The organism is Indolivaga capnocytophagoides (assembly GCF_036511535.1).
In the GTDB taxonomy this organism is placed as follows: domain Bacteria; phylum Bacteroidota; class Bacteroidia; order Bacteroidales; family Dysgonomonadaceae; genus Dysgonomonas_A; species Dysgonomonas_A capnocytophagoides.
Genome location: NZ_AP028867.1, coordinates 3,576,767 through 3,596,008, shown reverse-complemented (window position 1 = coordinate 3,596,008; position 19,242 = coordinate 3,576,767). Strand labels below are relative to the sequence as shown.

9 protein-coding genes are annotated in these 19,242 nt (G+C 36.7%); 4 read left to right on the top strand and 5 right to left on the bottom strand.

Annotated features, from left to right (window positions below):
• Position 1: 1 nt before the first annotated feature.
• Together AABJ51_RS14520 and AABJ51_RS14515 are read right to left on the bottom strand one after the other, a co-directional pair.
• Positions 2-724 (bottom strand): histidine kinase, encoded by a 723-nt coding sequence (locus AABJ51_RS14520; RefSeq protein WP_338373126.1) that lies wholly within the window; start codon positions 722-724, stop codon positions 2-4.
• Positions 725-1,448: 724 nt separating this feature from the next.
• On the bottom strand, positions 1,449-1,631 hold the full coding sequence (locus AABJ51_RS14515; RefSeq protein ID WP_134435634.1) for an HU family DNA-binding protein: 183 nt from the start codon (positions 1,629-1,631) through the stop codon (positions 1,449-1,451).
• Between the two features lie 174 nt (positions 1,632-1,805).
• Between AABJ51_RS14515 and AABJ51_RS14510 the strand changes: the two genes are divergently transcribed.
• From AABJ51_RS14510 to AABJ51_RS14495, 4 genes are all read left to right on the top strand, one after another.
• Positions 1,806-4,361: a helix-turn-helix domain-containing protein gene (locus AABJ51_RS14510; RefSeq protein WP_338373124.1), complete on the top strand. Its 2,556-nt coding sequence runs from the start codon at positions 1,806-1,808 to the stop codon at positions 4,359-4,361.
• Between the two features lie 88 nt (positions 4,362-4,449).
• The gene (locus tag AABJ51_RS14505) at positions 4,450-6,915 is read left to right on the top strand and encodes a glycoside hydrolase family 31 protein (RefSeq protein WP_338373122.1); all 2,466 of its coding nucleotides are present in this window, start codon (positions 4,450-4,452) and stop codon (positions 6,913-6,915) included.
• Between the two features lie 448 nt (positions 6,916-7,363).
• Entirely contained in the window at positions 7,364-10,723 is a 3,360-nt protein-coding gene (locus tag AABJ51_RS14500; RefSeq protein ID WP_338373121.1) for a glycoside hydrolase family 31 protein, read from the top strand.
• Between the two features lie 10 nt (positions 10,724-10,733).
• Positions 10,734-11,828 carry a glycoside hydrolase family 43 protein gene (locus AABJ51_RS14495; RefSeq protein WP_338373120.1) on the top strand — a complete coding sequence of 365 codons (1,095 nt, stop codon included), beginning with the start codon at positions 10,734-10,736 and terminating at the stop codon, positions 11,826-11,828.
• Between the two features lie 261 nt (positions 11,829-12,089).
• Here AABJ51_RS14495 and AABJ51_RS14490 read toward each other — a convergent pair whose 3' ends face one another.
• From AABJ51_RS14490 to AABJ51_RS14480, 3 genes are read right to left on the bottom strand one after another with little or no spacing between them, the layout of a single operon-like run.
• A complete protein-coding gene (locus AABJ51_RS14490) occupies positions 12,090-12,503 on the bottom strand; it encodes a hypothetical protein (protein ID WP_134435629.1) in 414 nt (137 codons plus the stop codon).
• A gap of 5 nt (positions 12,504-12,508) precedes the next feature.
• Positions 12,509-15,931, bottom strand: a complete 3,423-nt coding sequence (locus AABJ51_RS14485) for a DUF6443 domain-containing protein (RefSeq protein WP_338373117.1) — start codon at positions 15,929-15,931, stop codon at positions 12,509-12,511.
• A 3-nt stretch (positions 15,932-15,934) separates the two neighbouring features.
• Positions 15,935-19,174 carry an RHS repeat domain-containing protein gene (locus AABJ51_RS14480; protein ID WP_338373116.1) on the bottom strand — a complete coding sequence of 1,080 codons (3,240 nt, stop codon included), beginning with the start codon at positions 19,172-19,174 and terminating at the stop codon, positions 15,935-15,937.
• Positions 19,175-19,242 lie beyond the last annotated feature (68 nt).

Sequence of the window (19,242 nt, the reverse complement as noted above, 5' to 3'; positions counted from 1 at the left end):
TTTAATCCTTCTTTAATTGTAAGATTAGCTCTGTAGTTTGGGGAATTATATCTTTTTCGATTGTTAATATATACCGGCTTCGGTACAAAGCAGCAAGCCGCTCTTTGACTTTCAATAATTCTTTCTGCAACAGAATATTATTGCTGATATCGGATGTCTTGACAATAATAGATACTATTTCATCCCGATTTAAGAATTGAATCCCAATATCCAGATATTCCTTATCCCGATCAAGGCTATTAACTACACTTTGTACATAAGGCAAAATTATTGATGGTAAAACAAAAATTCCATTGATATTACCTTCTGTCTCCATCTTATAATTGAATCGGGAAGAAAACAGCCTTTCCAATTCGAGAAAATTTCGTAAAAAGGACACCTCTGCTGTTAGGAGAACCAATAGCCTGTTACAATCGTATAACTGATACCGGAGTAATTGAGACAATTTTATCAGGATAACCGAAGCCTTATCTGGATCAGTCATAACAGTTTTTTTGCTTTCGTTCAATATTTTGAAAAAAGAAGGGGGATTAATCTGCTCTTTAAACTGCTCTACCCGCGATGATGCTTGTTTTATCTTCAATTTACTAAGGTACTCATTAGATAGGCCCCAATTTCGGAGAAAGACAGGAATAATAACTCCTAATATGCATAATATATACAACGATATAGCCGATAAGTTATCAATCAACATAGCCTTCGAAAAAAAATTATAATCCTCCATATACCGATCATACACGACATTCGATACAAAAGTGTATAAAAAGGCACACAGGACAACACTAACAGCAAACAAGAGATATTTTCCTTTTAATAAATGGCTTATAACTAATTTTCTAAAAAAGAGTATACTTATTATATAAACTAACACTGTCACGCCTATAGCCCAATATATATTATCTCCTATATGGGGGATAAGCTCCATATATCCCACTAAAGCCTCATTAATCGATACAATAACGAAAAAGAGACATAAGACAATATACCTCCATATCCTAAAATGACGGTCTAATAAAAATCTATATATAAAAGATTGTTTTCCCATGCTAAGTAAATTCTTCTGCGATAATAAAATATCTTGCAGAAGTAAGAGTAATCGCTGTCACCGCTGTGTGCGTAAAGATAAATATATAATGCAAATTAGTAGTTAAAAGGCAAAGAAAACCAGCAGACCGTTATATCGATAAACTTACACCAATCTGTACTCTTACTTTCATTTATCACCTGTGTTTCTGAGAACTTTATGAAAAAGGTAACAAAAGTTACATTCGTTTTGCTTTTTTGAGAAGTTACCTTTTTCTTTATATTCGTATTGACCCTCTGTTTCCTTATAGATAAAAAAGAGAAAAGCCAATTTGATCCTAGATAAGAATTGTAGCCTGCCCTATTATTTACTGTTTACTGAGAATCAAGTTGCCAAATCAATAAATAGATTGAAGAACCTAATTTCATATCATTTTAATTTTAAACATTTTAATAAGGCTACAAAACTTCTCAAAGGCTCCCGATAATCCGGATGAGCTGAACTCGCGTTGCAAAACTTTTTCCAGAGCATCTATCACTTTTTCGCAATCGACTGTATCCACCTCAGACATAGTTGATATTTCTGCTAATAATTCACGTTTATTCATTAGATAGTTATTTTTTAATTGTTTCAAAAGTAAACTCTTAACCATCAGTGCTGTAAAAAATGAGACCAAGCAGGCTTTTTATGAGACGAAAAGGCGGTTTTCTAATAAAATGCTTATATTTGATTTCTCCATATTTTAAGTAACTGTTTAAATACCATAAACCTTTATATCTGAATGATGAACCGACGAGTAAGAATAACCCTTTTGTCTCTTCTGGCAATTCTTACCTGTTGGGCTGGTGATTTTGTATATACCCCGATTGATGTCTCGCATGGTTTAAGCGACAATCAGATACGTTATATTCTTCAACTTCCCGATGGAAGAATGGTTTTCACCACCAGTGGAAACCTTAACTTATACGACGGAGTATATTTTAAATATATTCACCGCACATCCCGGCACATTTACCCACTAAGAGGATACAACGGATTTTACAGGATTTATCAAAGTAAAGATTCACTGCTCTGGATAAAAGATACCCACAAATTGATGTGTGTCGATCTTGTTCGGGAACAATACATCCCGGATCTCAACAGGTTTTTCACAAATAGAGGTATCAAATATCCTGTCGAAGATATATTTATAGACTCTGAGCAACGTCTGTGGCTGCTACACTCGGGTATTCTGAGTATAGACGGATCGGATTACGAAATAAATATAAACAAGCATTCGGTACAATTACAGGATTTGGATGCAGACAAGCATCATCTATACTTATTTTACGATTCGGGAGAGATTGTATGCTATAACCTGAAAACAAAGAATAAGATATTCAGTAAAACCGCCTATTCAGACAAAGAAAGTTCTTTTTTCCGAAATACATCTTTAGTTGTAAATGAAGCCAACGGCTTCTATCAACTCAAAAACGGATCTAAAGGCGGTTTCTTCTTTTTTAATACCAAGACACAAGCATGGACTAAACTCCTCGAAACAGATTACACCCTTAATACATTAGTTATTAAAGAAAATATAGCATATATCAGTTGTCCATCCGGCTTTTGGGTAATAGATTTGCTGAATCATAAAAAGGAATACCGACCTACATTAAAAATGGTGGACGGTAAAACAATCGAGACCGAAATAAGTACTCTTTTTTATGACAGGCAGGGAGGTTTTTGGTTAGGCACAATCAATCAGGGATTATTGTATTATCATCCATCGAGATACAAGTTCTCTTATATAGGAGCTGCGTATTTTTCTGACAAACAGCATATAAAAAACCTTATCGTACATTCGTTTGCGGAAGATAAAGCCGGAAATATATACATCAAAAGTAATTTTGGCATCTATAAATATTCTACTTCGGAAAGGGACAAAAGACTGCTCAATATTTCACAGAATATACTACCGGAAGACATTTTGAACAAGCTCAACAGATCTGCCGATAATACATTCCTCTACGACAGCCGGGATTGGAAATGGAAAGGAACAGCAGATGGATTGAAGCTGGACAGACCCGGAAAAAAAGAAGAGATTTTCTATACAGAAAACGGTCTCTCTAATAATTTTATCCACGGTATACTCGAAGACCGAAGTCATTCTGTATGGATAACGACCAGTTACGGCATATCAAAAGCCGAAATAAATATATCGAACGGAAAGATCCATTTTCTGAAATTCAACTCGTTTGACGGAACTTTAGACGGCGAATACACCGACGGAGCAGTCATGGAAAGTTCAGACGGATTACTCTATTTCGGAGGGATCAACGGATTCAATATTCTAAATCCCCGGCAAATCTCCTATGCTGAATTGCCTTTTCGTCCGGTATTCACGAACTTCTTTTTGCATGGAGAAAAAATAGAAGCCGGAAAATCCTACAGCCACCATGTTATTTTATCTTCAACACCGCCTTATACTAAAGAAATAGATCTTTCTTATAATCAAAACTTCCTTACATTCGAATTTTCCGGAATAAATTATCAAAATCCATCCCAGACCTATTACCGTTATCAGTTGGAAGGAGTCGATTCCGATTGGCGCGAGATCGTTAAAGATGCCTATAATAAGGGTTCTGATGGGATTTTACGAATTTCATATACCAATCTTCCCCACGGAAAATATACCCTCAAAGTAATGGCTTCCTCAAATAATCATCAATGGAAAGGAGATGTTACGCAATTAAAAATAACAATACATGCTCCATGGTGGAAAACCGGCATCGCTTACACTCTATATGCGGCATTGTTCGTCATTGGTACTTTCTCGTTCATCTACCTGTATATCCGGATCAGCCGAAAAAGAATCGAACGTCAACACAAAGAAGATATGCTCCTTCTCAGAATTCGAAACCTGATAGAGCAATGCAACATCCTTGAAGCGGAAAAAGAATCAAACGACACAAAAAATACATCAGAAGAAATACTTCCCGAGAGTAATAAGAACCCAAGTACAGCAGATAATAAATTTCTGTCCCGGGCAATAGAACTTGTTGAGAAAAACCTTGATGAACCAAACTACTCCGTCGAAACACTCAGCCGTGACTTATGTATGGACAGAACAGGTCTGTATCGCAAACTTATTGCATTATTAGACAAATCGCCGTCTCTTTTTATCCGGAATATCCGTCTTCAAAAGGCAGCCCAACTCATTTTGGAAGAAGAGCTCAGTATAGCCGAAATAGCCGATAAAGTAGGATTCAGCAGTGGCAGCTATCTAAGTAAATGTTTTCAGGAAATGTACGGCTGCCGCCCCACTGAATATGCGGAAAAAACAAGAAAAACAACATAATTACCATTTGTTTCAACATGGTTGTTGTTACAGACTTTTACTCTTACGATAATTTTGTCTCAACAATTTATTATCCAAAAACGCAACCATGAAAAGAATCAAAAGACTTTCATTTTTAGTGCTGTTATTATCTATCAATCTGATCATCACAGCACAACAAAGCTATGAAAAAACAGCGAACGGAGTTAAAACAACGATCAACAAGATTGACATAGAACTCCGGTTTTACAATCCATCAACCATAAGGATCATAAAATCCCCTGAAGGTTGGGAATACAACAAAGAGAGCCTTTCGGTAATTGAAAAACCTCAGACTATAGCATTTACCGTGAATAAGAAAAATGATGATCTGGTACTTAAAAGCAAACGGATAGAAGTTTTATTAAACTTAAAAACCGGAAAGATATCTTTCTCTGATATCAAAGCAAAACCTTTATTACAAGAGAACAAGACTCCTGATTTTATTGATTTCAATGATGCAGGAACCAAAACATTCTCTGTAAAACAATCTTTCGCATTAGAGAAAGAAGAAGCTGTTTATGGACTGGGAATTCTTCAGAATGGAAAAATGTCGCAGCGTAATCAAACCAAACAGCTTGTACAAGGCAATGTGGAAGATGTGGTAACATTTATCCAATCGGTAAAAGGATACGGGCTGTTTTGGGACAACTATTCTCCGACAAAATTCGAGGATAACCCCGATGGAACATCTTTCCAGTCGGAAGTCGGAGACTGTATCGACTATTACTTTATGTACGGCGGAAATGCCGACGGAGTTATAGCACAAATGCGTACCCTGACAGGGCAGGTTCCGATGTTTCCTTTATGGACTTATGGATTCTGGCAAAGCCGCGAGCGTTACAAAAGCCAGCACGAACTTTTAGAGGTCGTTAATAAGTACAGAGAACTCGGAGTACCTCTCGACGGTATTATTCAGGATTGGCAGTATTGGGGAAATAACTATTTATGGAATGCCATGGATTTCTTAAACCCTGAATTTCATAATCCTCAGCAAATGATAGACGAAATACATGCAAAAAACGCTCATATGATCATATCTATATGGTCTTCATTCGGTCCCCAAACAAAGCAATACAAAGAACTCAACGAAAAAGGATTGTTATTTAATTTCTCTACATGGCCTCAGTCTGGGCTCGAAAGCTGGCCTCCCAATATGGATTACCCTTCGGGAGTAAGAGTATACGATGCTTACAGTCCGATTGCCCGTAATATATACTGGAAATATCTAAACCGCCTGCATGACATGAAAATAGATGGTTGGTGGATGGATTCAACAGAACCCGATCATCTCGACTTCAAATCTGAAGACTTTGATACAAAAACTTATTTGGGCTCATTTCGTAAGGTACGCAATGCTTATCCTCTGTTGACTGTAGGTGGTGTGTATGACCATCAGCGGGCAAAGTCTTCAGACAAGCGCGTATTTATCCTGACCCGGTCGGGCTTTGCCGGACAACAACGCTACGGAGCCAATGTATGGTCGGGAGACATAGGATCATCCTGGGAATCATTTAGAAATCAGATTCCCGCAGGATTAAATTTTACTCTTACCGGAAATCCCAACTTCAATGCAGATATCGGAGGTTTTTTCGCAGGATCTTACAATAAAAAATGGAATGATGGTACTGCTGCCCAAAACCCGATGTTTCAGGAATTGTATATCCGCTGGGTACAGCAAGGGGCTTTCACTCCGATGATGCGTTCTCACGGTACAGATCTCAAACGAGAGATATATTATTTCGGAAAAAAAGGTGAGCCTGTTTATGACGCTATCGAAAAGGCTATTCATCTTCGTTATTCGCTGCTGCCGTATATTTATTCCACATCATGGGATGTAACCAAAAATCAATCTAGCTTTATGCGTGCACTGGTTATGGATTTCGCTAATGATAAGAAAGTCTGGGATATGAATGACCAGTATATGTTTGGCAAATCGATTCTAGTGGCTCCCGTTATAGAAGCTCAATATACTCCCGAGACAATTGTGAAGGTAAACGAAACAGACGGATGGGACAGAGACCAGACTATTGCTCAGGAAAAGTCTACTGTTGTCGATTTTACCTCGAAAAAATCTAAGACATTATATTTGCCCGAAGGATCAATCTGGTATGATTTCTGGACAAATGAAAAATTCATTGGAGGACAGGAAATCACCAAAGAAACTTCTATCGATATAATACCTTTATATATCCGGGCAGGATCTATACTCCCCATCGGACCGCCTGTACAATATGCAACCGAAAAGAAATGGGAAGATATTGAAATACGTATCTACCCAGGATCCAATGGAAGCTTTACATTATATGAAGATGAAAATGACAACTATAATTATGAAAAAGGCATTTATTCCACGATAAAATTCGACTGGAATGATGCTTCAAAAACTCTGACAATAAGCAACAGAGAAGGGGATTTCCCCGGCATGCTCAAGTCTCGCCAATTCAGATTAATTGTATTCGAAAACAACAGAAAAAGCCAGTTTTCGCATAAAACCATTTCATACAATGGTAAAATTCAAAAAATAAAATTCTAAAAAAAAAAATGCTCTTCGTGGCTTCGGAGAGCATTTTTTCTATTAAGCATCTGAATGTCCATTTGTACACTATTGCTGAATAACTTCACATCCTTTTCACAACCCATCTATCTAATATTCTATAAACAAATCATTTCAGAAACTACCTTAGAACTAATACAAAACACTCCACTTTTATTGGCTATTGGCTAAAAATTACATGAAATTGACAAAAACTATACCCCTGCATCTGGAGCAATAAGACTATTTTTGATTTAAGTATTTTTTGCTATCAAACATGTATAGATATAAATACAAGGGATAATTACAACCTCAAGGTCTGAGACCTTTTTATGGACTATAAAAACATAAATTATAGCATTGAAATATGTCATTCAATACCTTCTGTTACTTAATCAAAATAAACTATGAAAATATTTTCAAATCATCAGACTAAAAATCAACAAATATGATCTCAATCTTAAAAAGAGCTACAACATTTTTGTTTCTTCTTCTGGTCTTATCTATTCAGGTTCACAGCAAAGACAATCCTATCGCCGATCCTCGGGCAATTGTTATCTCGGGGAATATGAGATTTACGATTCTAACGCCCGAAATGGTAAGAATGGAATGGAGTGACTCTAAACAATTCGAAGACAGAGCCTCTTTCATTGTCATAAACAGAAACTTACCAGTACCTGCCTATACCAGCGAAACTAAAGACGGTTATCTGTATATTAAGACTGCAAAGCTGGAGTTGAGATACAAAACAGGAACTAACCCACAGACCAATCCTGCAAGCTCCGAAAATCTAAAAGTATCTTTCAATATCAATGGCATACCAACCTACTGGTTCCCCGGAAAGAAAGATCCTCTTAATCTGAAAGGAACATCCCGAACTCTGGATCATTCTAAAGGCGATAATATGAGGAGTGTAATGGAAGACGGTCTCTTATCCCGATCGGGTTGGGCATTGATAGACGAATCCAAGCCGAATGGTGATACTAGTAAAAGCCTCCTACTTGAAAATCAGGGAGGTGATTTTGAATGGGTTGCACAACGCAAACCCGGAAACTCCATCGACTGGTATTTTATGGCTTACGGTAACGATTATAAGAAAGCATTACTTGACTTTACAAAAGTAGGAGGGAAAATACCTATGCCGCCTCTTTATTCTCTCGGATATTGGTACTCGAAATATGACAGATATACTGAACAGGATTTTAAAGATATAGTAAATGAAATACAACAGAACGACATACCCATTGACGTGATGGTAGTGGATATGGATTGGCATTATGCCGGAGATAAAAGAGACGCAGGCCGCGGAGGATGGACAGGGTGGACATGGAACAAAAGTCTTTTTCCTGATCCGAAAGAGTTTCTCGGATGGTTACACAGCAAGAACCTCAAGGTTACGATGAACCTGCATCCTGCGGACGGTATAGCTCCGGACGAAGATAATTTCAAAACATTAGCTAACGATCTGGGACTTCCTAACGATAAAACCATCAAATGGAATATCGAAAATCAGAAATTCTATAAATACTTCTTCCAGGATATATTGCGTCCTCACGAAAATATCGGAGCTGACTTCTGGTGGCTCGACTGGCAGCAGTGGCTGATTGCGCCTGAAATGGCTGATCTTGGAAATACATTCTGGCTCAATCATGTTTATTACAACGACATGCGTATCAATCGCCCCGAACGCCGTCCTATGATATTTCATCGATGGGGAGGACTGGGCAACCACCGCTACCCTATCGGATTTTCGGGTGACACATGGGCTACATTCCCGACTCTGGCATTTCAGGTGTATTTCAATTCTACGGCTTCCAATGTTGCCTATGGATATTGGAGTCACGATTTGGGTGGACACAACCAATCGGGACCTAACGATCCTGAGTTATATCTGCGCTGGATACAGTTCGGAGTCTTTTCTCCGGTAACTAGATCTCATGCAACCAATGCCCCGCATATTGAAAGACGAATCTGGAAATATCCTAATTTCAGTTCTATGAGAGATGCTTTGAAACTCAGATATGCGCTGATACCTTATATATATACATATGCACGCAAAGCATACGATACGGGAGAGTCTATCTGCCGACCTCTTTATTATGATTCGCCACAAGAAAACGAAGCATATAAGCAAGAAACATCTTATATGTTTGGCGATGAAATTCTGGTATCCCCTATAGTTACTGCATCCGAAGATGCTATAGGAACATCCGATAAATACTTCTGGCTGCCTGAGGGCCGATGGATGGAAGCCGAAACGGGAAATATTCTAGACGGGAACAGAAAGTATTTAAGGAGCTTTGCGCAAAATGAGATTCCTTTTTATTATAAAGAAGGATCTGTCATACCGATGTATCCCGATAACATCAAACACCTGAAACAAAGACCCGATACTCTCGTCATTCAGTTTATTCCGGGTGAATCCGGTTCATTCTCCTTTTATGAAGACGAAGGCGATAACGAAAAATACAAGTACGAAAAATATACTACAACTAAAATTACGCAGCAAACAAATGTCCATGAGGGAGTTTATACAATACACGCCCGTGAAGGAGCTTTTGATAACATGCCTGTGAAAAGAAATTACGAACTGAAACTACTATCGATACTTCCTCCAAAGCGAATTATTGTTGACGGAAAAGTATATAATTATTCGAAACTCCCCAAGCAAGGATATTGGACATATGACAGTAAACAACTGGCAGTTTGCATTAATATTCCTCAGAAAAATTGTAAAATTAAAACACAGGTTCTTGTTGATTATGATGCAAACCAATCCGGATCTAAGAATCTGATTGCCGGAAAGATGGGTCAGTTATCCCGGTTGGTACAATGTAATGATTCGTTGAAGTTAAAGATCGGCAGTCAGATGCCCGTACTCTTCACCAAACTTGTGGAAACAAGAAACCGAATCGGTGAAAATCCGCTTAATATGACAGCTGAATTGCAATACTTCGAAACAAACTTAGGTACAGCTTTCGATCAACTGTCTGCTATAGGCAACGCACCTGTTGACGAAATCAGAGCATGGAAAGATTTTATACTCGAGGATAAGAAAGTTCCGAATCCCGATTTAGGTAATTCTTATAAAAAATTAGTTCCGGGGTACGATTGGGACGGTTCTAATCTGTGGATAACAGGTTCTGCAATTCCTGGTAATGTGGCAATATTAACCGAAGATCCGGTGCAATCACCGGGGTACTTCCGTTATCATGGAAAACTTCAGCCGGGAGAATTCAAAATGATCAATACACCTACAGTACAACCAAATACCAAGTATTACGTTCCGGCATCAGAAGAAGAAAATGCTACGGGCACTTCTCTTATTTCCGTTACGGACAGAACAGATATTCCCGGCTGGCACGTAAGTATAGCCGACAACTATTACAAAATAAAGATCAATGTGATAGCCAATACGCTAAGCGGTGAGATCTTTAATGCCAGAGATGATTTGTTTATCGTAGGGGGTGCAACTAAATCCGGTTGGGATTCAGGCCGCTCTATCCGTTTAAAGAAAGACTTGAATAATCCGAACCTGTTCGTTTTTTCCGGTGTGTTGGGAGAATACGGGTCTGGCAATGACAGGAATATGTTTAAACTTCTAGGTCAACCCGAATGGGGCCCCATATCATTTCATTCTAAAACACCAAAAGAGAAACTGCCCGAGTTCGGATATATCTATGAGAATCTGCCGGGAGATAACAAATGGTCAGTGGATGCAGAAAAACTTGGATTGTATGAAATCAAAGTTGATTTATTGGAAGAGACTATCAGCAGTAAATACATTGATTCTTCGGAAAAACCTTAAATCAATAAAAATGATGAAACAACTATTGATTTACAGCCTTTTTATTTGTCTTGGGTTTGCATGCAAAACAGGAGATAAAACAGAAGTTCAGATATCCAATCCCTTACCCATCTCATTTGGAGATCCATTTATATTATACAATACTTCGGATACAACATTCTATATGTATGGAACATCCGGTAAGTTAAAGGGATTTAAAACATATGCATCAAAAGATCTGCTGCATTGGGTCGATAAAGGTATTATCTACGACAATACACAAGCAATCTCGTGGGGAACAGATTGTTTCTGGGCTCCTGAGGTATACGAACGCAACGGCAAGTTTTACTTATGGTACAGTGCCAACTGGAAGCATAACCCCAACAATGAAGATGAGAACTTCCGCATTGGTGTAGCTGTCTCTGACAGCCCAACAGGGCCTTTCAGAGATCTGTACGATCATCCGGTATTCGATCCGGGTTATCCGGTTATCGATGCTAACCTTTATTTCGATGACGAATCAGGTAAAGTATATCTCTATTATTCGAGATGCTGCTATAAACACCCTGTTGAAAGTGAAATATCAATCTGGGCTAAAGAAAAAGGCTGGTTCGACAATATAGAAGAAAGCTGGATTTACGGAGTAGAAGTCAAGCCAGACTTTTCTGCAATAATGGGAGAGCCTCAGTTGCTGCTCCAGCCTCCATCGAAGATGAACGACTTACAAGCCGAATGGGAAAGTCGTTCGGTAACCAGCAGGGAAGTAAACCGAAGATGGACCGAAGGCTCGTTTCTCTTCAAAGACAAGGATACTTATTACATGATGTATTCGGTAAATTATTTCGAAGGACAGGATTACGCGGTTGGCTATGCTACTTCAAAACATCCGATGGGACCTTTTGCGAAAGCTGCTAATAATCCTGTTTTACAAAAAAACTCTTCAAAAGGAGGAAATGTTACAGGAACAGGTCATAATATGGTACTCACACTACCTGATAAGCAAAAATTATGTGTGTATCATGCCCGAACAAGAGACAGCGGTAATCAACGGGTAGTATTTATCGATAAAATGACAATCGATAAGGATGGTGTCCTTAGTGTGAATGGTCCTACCGTTGGTAATTAATACGAATTACTAAGAAGATTAATTCCATCTCTCTATGAAAAGCCTCTCTGGATTGATTCCAGAGAGGCTTTTTATAGAAATATTCGATTATAATTTTATTTTGATAGGATCGTTTTTTTACTATTTAAAGAACGCTTTGGGTATAGATAAAGGATTACAAATCCTTGGCTATAATCCCTCAGATGGCATATCTTAGGGGACGAGGGACACCTGTCACTATACCGTTGTACCGATAGTCACCTTTGATCTAAAAAGAGGATTCTATTTAGAAAATTTGGCTATCTCTTCTAAAACTTCCGAAGCCTGATCTTGTCCTCTTTCTGAAGCTTTTACGAGATACTCTACAACTATTTTCTTAGTCGCGTCATCTAGTTTATCAACATCTGTTGTATTTGCTAAACACAGATATACATCATAATATGCTTGTGGATAATTATATTTATTAGCCATGATCATAGCATAATACAAAAACTCTTCAGGTTGAGGACTATCTAAATAAGAATACCATAAAGTCTGATATGATGCAGTGTCTCCACACTCTATTATTCTCTTTTTCAAAAAAGTATCACTTGTAGAAGTATAATTAATTGGTATTTCCTTATTTTCTTTTTTCTTATGGCATCCAAATACCATAAAAATAATCAATAGAGTAGCTCCTATTTTTTCATATTTCATATTTCTTATTTCTTATATTTATAAATATCCCACCAATTTGGATTTTCTTTAGGATTCCAACTACCTCTGTATGCATTGACTTCTTTCCCTCTTTCAAAAACTCGCCAATTACCTTCTTTATCTGATTTTTGTTTCATCGGAATACCATTTTTATCTTGTTTGTATGTTCCGTCTTCATTTTGATACTTTGGTATATATGTTCCAAGTTCTCCATTCTCAGATATGTAATCAGGGTTATCTGGTGCTATTATTCTAACTCCTTTTATATTTGACAATTTCTCGGCTATTGATTCTTCTCCTTTTCCGGTATTACAAGAATGTAAAATTATTGTAATCGTTTCCCCTTCTTTTCTATCCTTCCATGTATCACTATGTTTATCTAGAAAAGATATAAATTGATTTTTTGTTTTTATCCCTTCTGTTTTTCCTCCAGTCTCAGGATAAAGCCCTTGATTATTTCCATGAGAAAAAATATGTATAGCCCCGTCGTCTTTAGATTTTTCAGCCCCGGAAATCAATATAGCTGTAGCTCTCTTTCTTTCTTCATTTCCTTTTTTAGGATCAAAGAATATTAGTTTCTCTTTTCCATCGGGATCAATAAATTTCATCGGATTATTCGCCACATACACATACGGACTCCAACTAAAGTACTTCTCAGCCAACGGATCCACTGTCGTAAACCTTATCATACTCGGATCCATAAAACGGGCAGCATAATCATACTGATTCAAACCATGCTCTTTATCCAACTCCTTGCCGTTGTACTTGAAGTTCTGCTTGCCCTGCTCTAAGTCCGTCTCTTCACCAAAAGACATACCGAAAGGATAATAGTTGTTCCGCTGAACAACCGATCCTGTAGCACTAGCTACTATACGGTTGTTACCCAAGTGGTCTTTAATGTAAAAATAGTAATTATTTCCTTCAATGTATCCATTGTCTATCAGGGTTTTGTTTAAGACTTCATTTTCGTAAATCTTATTGCCGATATAGTCGGTTGTATTTTTTACTTGATACTTGCTGTCGGCAGATATTCCGGTTACAGGTACAGTCTGTAGTGTAGGATCCGATAGATGCCTTACCTTCAATTTTACTCCTGTTGCGGTATAGGTATAATAGTTTTTACCCCTCGCTGTTTCGTTGTTGATCAGCAACTCCTGAGGAAGATTCAACGGATTGTAAACAACGGTCATCCCTTTATTGGGATCATAACTCATTGCCCCATTTTTATTGTAGGCATACGGAGCTGTATTATTTTTATTGTATTTAAAATCTGCTATATTAGAGTATGACGATCCTGTATAAGCATCAGTTATAAATTTAATCTGATTTCCCATACCATCGTATTTGAAGGTCAGATTATCAATAGCACCTTTGGTTCCCGAATTGCGAACCAATGTCAGTACATTGCCATGCTTGTCATAAGTGTATGCGGTATTATAAGTTCCTCCGGAAACGACTCCATTGTATGCGGAATGAATCAAGCGAGACAGTCCGTCGTATTTAAAACGGTGACTTCGTTTGGCTTCGCCCTGTATACTCCATTCTTCGCCCGAAATATTACCGGTATACGATGGCTGGTAATCACCGTAGGAATGGGCTTTCACTTGGTCGTTATAATACAAGGTCTGGCTAAATAGCGGGTTGCTGATCGATTTTGTCCATGAACGGACATTGTAAGTATAGTTTGTTTTGAGAGCAGTCTGATTATTTGCTGTTGTCGAACTCAACCGACCAAGGTCATCATACGTATTTTGAGCTAAAATAACCGCTGCTCCTGTATTTAGTTTGTGTGTAGTAGTCAGAAGACGTCCTGCATGGTCGTATTCATAAGTATAAGTTTCGGTCTGATCATCTAATCCCGGATATTTGTGAATGTGTTTCTTTTGGGTAGGCTGACCCGTGAAGTTATAGGCTATATATTCCGATTCTGTTCCGTTTTTATGATTGATACTTTGGGTTTGAATAAGCTGCCCTTTTATATCGTAATACATCGCTGTTGTTATTTCTCCGGCAACATTCCCTGTTTCATCGGTATACATTACCCGTGTTCCAACCAATAAACCCTTGTCGGAAGAGTGCTTTGTTCCGTATCCGGATTGAGCAGAATAGGATAGCTTGGTTTTAAAGTCTGTACTACGACTTAGTATTCGCTCTATATCATCGTAATAATTGGCTGTTAATACCGAACTAGATGTTATTTCACTCAAAGTACTCCATGTATATCCATATGATTGACTTGCATTAGATGTCTCTTTTACGACAACACTTTTATATGTTGTTTGTAATGAAGCATGGGTTTGACCGGTGATAGCCGCTATCCCAGTCAGTATAATCCGCCCGAAATCGTCATATTTGGTAAAACTCCATTTATTAGCTACTCTTTGTTCTCCATCTTGAGTCAGGATTAATCGGTCTGTTTTATCATATACATAGTAAATCCAGTCGCAGCCAGGCAGTTTTTTGCTGATACATAGATTGCGATCGTTGTATTTATATTGATAGGCATACAGACCGAGTGTGGTTGCGTCGGTTTTGCCTTCAATCAGAGGAGGCAGAACGAAGCATAGATTTCCGTAATCGTCGTATACATAATAGGTATCGTAAGTGACTCCTGAGGCAACTTGTCTGGTCAATACAACCTGCCCTAGTTTGTCTTTAAATTCGTACGATGGATTATTATCTTCATCTGTTACTTTTGTAACATAAAGTTCTCCTGTTGCATATTTTGTAGGTGAACTAAGGGTGGGAGCTTGACGTGTACCTGTTACCGTGTAGAGCAGACATGACAATAAGGCTGTCTGGTCATTAGTCAGGTATTCGGTTTTCGCAGGGTTGCTCTTCCATGCCTCCCCGGGACCAAATTGCGCTGTTATACGGTTCAACGGAGATGATTCATAAATTGGCTCTGTATAAGGGCGTGTATCTGCATTGGTTATTATTGATTTGTCTGCAACAACCGATTTTTCAACAAATTTTCCATTATTTCCATCTATCATACCCGGTAACCAGGCTAAAGATTCTCTACCTACCGGATCATACTCCTGATACGTAGCCAAATCTTTTGCTCCGGGAGTAATACCTCGCTGTACGGTTTGTATAGGCCGTCCTAATCCATCGAAATATTGAATTTGATCCAGGTATCGAGTTTGATCTTCTTTGAGGTAAATTTTAGTTCGGATATAATTCTGCTCTTTGGCAGCCATGTCATCTATATCTTTCCCTTCGAATGGGTCACAGGTAGAAGGGGACACTTTCAAACTGATATTTTTACCGGAAGTGGCTTTATAAGAGAAACCCGGTTTAAGACTGACCTTGCTGCAGGCTGTTACTGACCCTCCGGTATAAGCAGAGGATAATGTGACCTCTCCTTGCGAATAAACAAAAAGGCTGCTCAATAACGCTGTATATATGATTAATTGTTTTTTCATAAATCAAGGATTGATTATTGGTGTTAATAATAATGGTCTTTGGTAATGATAATCATATGTATTGATTACTTTGCCTTTGGCATCTTTTACTTTGGACAATCTGCCGAATGAATCATACTCATAAGTAGTGGTTCCCCCCCGAGGATCGGTCATGGAAGTCATACCCACTAAGGCTTTGTAGGTATAGGTCGATACTTGTGCATTAGGAAGTTTCTCTCTCAAAGCATCAATTTTTTGCATATCAGGCATTGCTTGTATTGATATAGTCTCGGGAGTAACACCTAAGGCTGTCTTAATTTCTTCATAGCTTGCATTAACAATCTTAGCTATTGGATATTGTCCTACATAGGACCATAAATAACAGGTTTTCAATCCATCTAAACTTGTATACTGCAGCAAGTTACCTTTAGTGTCATAAAGATCAAATGTTGTATCAATACGTAAATCTCCTCCAGCTGATGTCTGTTGATAGCTCGGAAGCATCATTCCTTTCGTTTTATTTGCATCGCAATTGTATTCTACATATCTACGATTTACCTCCTTATTGTTTATAGTAGTTATTTCATATATAATAGGCGAAAGAATATTCTTATCAGACATTTGTCTATAAAGAATATTTTGTGCTATAAAATTATAAGAATACTTGTATTCTTTTTTTATTTCATCCCCATTACTATTTTTAGAAGAAAATTCCTTGAGTATAGGATATGTATCATCATAGCTATATACATAACTTTCAGACGTTAGAAAATCATCAAAATATTTTCTGATAGTTTTATTTGATAATAAACTAGTTCCTCCTTCTATCTTCTGTAAACAAGATATTGAACTTCCTATATTGTTGAGTCCATCTATAGGAAATTTGTGCAGAATAATTTGGGACTTAAAATATTCATTTCTTGTATTTAATGTATAATTATAGGTAGCTTCCTCTATTAATTTTTTGCTTGAGTTAAATACTCTTTCTCTAAGTAATTTTCCTCTAAAAATATCGTTATCCGAATGAGTTATTCCAGGATAAGAGCTGTTATTTTTTAAAAAATTTATAATATTTCCCTCTGATGGCGCATCTAGATAGTCATTGGGATAATCATTTGGAGAGCTATATAGATATTCTTTATATCCATTCTGCATATCATTTTCTATTATACGTGAATAACCGACAAAGCTTCCCTCTGTTAATTCTATAGACGATATATTTCTGTTAAAACATCTGACTCTAATTCTATTGGATAAACACTTTGATATTACTGCAAATTGAGGCATATTGCATATAGAGCCAGAAGATGACGAATCTTCCAACAAATAAGAATATTCTTTAGTCTGTGTATTACCTTGTTCATCTCTCAATATTTGTTTTTTTATTCTCACACCTCCAGCAGTCACATTTTTGTCGAATAATTTGAATTGATGATTTTCATAGATAAATTCAGATGTACCTCCTGTCGGATATACAATCCTGTTTAGAAGACCTAAAAGGGACGCACTATTCCCTTCTTGAGATCGAGAACCTTTGGGAACAACTATGCACTCTTCAGTTAGAGGAAAAGGCAAAAACGAATATCTACCTTTATTATAATGATAATATAACTGAGTTCTGAAATTACTATTGTTTTTTTTGTTGTAATATCCTAAATAATCAGATTCTCCTGTACTTACAGGAGGAAGAGGTTCGGAACAATCATATTCAAATCTATAAAAAATTTCGTCTTTAGAATCAGTTGAAACCTCTCCTATTTTATCAAGCCTAAGCCTATACGCTTCTTTATTAGGTTTGTTTGATGTTGTCAGAAAATAAGAATAGTATAAATTCATTTGTTTTATTAAATTATCATTTTTATCTCTTACAACTATTGATGTCAGAGCTTTATTACAATAATCGATTCTTGCTAAATCATAATTAAACTCGATTGACCCTCCATCCCAGAGTATTTTCTTTATATTGTGTTTTTTAAGATTTTTTGAATACTGCTTCTTATTATTAACATCTTGTCCTAAGTCGTTATTTTCCCAAGAAATTGTATCTCCGTCGATACCATGATATGCTCCTAGTGTCGAAAAATCTTCATAGTTTATATCCTTATATTCTCTTCCAACATTATAGCTAATGTTGGCATGATAATAAGATCGATCATAGCTTATTATTGTTGTATCAATTTCTGAAGAATACAAAAAATCAACTTGAGAATTTGATGAAGGATCAACGATTGAGGATAAGTGAGAGACATTTGACGATACATGATAATCATTACATTTCATATACCAAGGAAAATTAAAATCATCTTCTGGAGGAATTGTTATTCCATTAAAATCTGTTATTGATTCTGAAAGATCTTTTTCTTTAAAATTATATTGGACCCCTTCCATGTTTATTATAGAGAAGTCAAATGACTTGACAGGTATATGAGTATTATTATATTCGTCTAACCTATTAGCTTCATCTGGATATAAATTAAAAGCCGTAGTATAAAGTCTTTTAAATCCTTTTTTGTCTTTTAAATCAGGTGTATTCAATGGTTCTTCGACTCTATTTGCTGTAATAAGATGACCTTTTCCACTCAGCAATTGAGGATTATATTTTTTTTCTGTTTCATTAAATTTCAGAAAGAATTTAGAAAATAATCCAGGAGCATTTGCGTAATATATATCAGGAGAAGTGTCATAATGTACTCCATCATTCATTATCACAAAACCATTACCTAAGCCACTAATATCTGCATTGTACCCTCTTTCTACGATTCTACGTTTAACAATCTCAAATATATTATTATTAGGGTAATAATCTACACTTTTTAGCCGATCATCATCTAAATCTTGAACAATACGGATGATACTTCCTCCGGCATTTAATATCCATCCAGTACCAACATTTGGAGCATATTCGTTTACTTCAATTCCTTTCGAATTATAGGATAAAGATATAGGAACTGTAAAATTTTTTGCTTTTATTTCAAAGACTGGAATACTTATTTGAACTTTACCTGTATATAAATTTACAGGTATTATATTGTATTGATGAAAAGATTTTACCTCTGGACTTACAAACAAGTTATTACCAGGAATAATATTCTGTTTAGGCGTTTCAAAAGTTCGGATATCTGGTTGACTGTTTAGTTTTAAATTGCATCCAATAACAACTATTATAAGTAATGCTATCTTTAATAGGACATATTTTTTATGTTTTATCAACAAAGAATAATTCATCGACACAGATAAGTTAATTTTATTTAATATAGTTTTCATTAGCTTTCTTCTTATTTTTTAACGACTAAGTATGTATTTTAATTTTATATTAAATTCAAATAATGTCT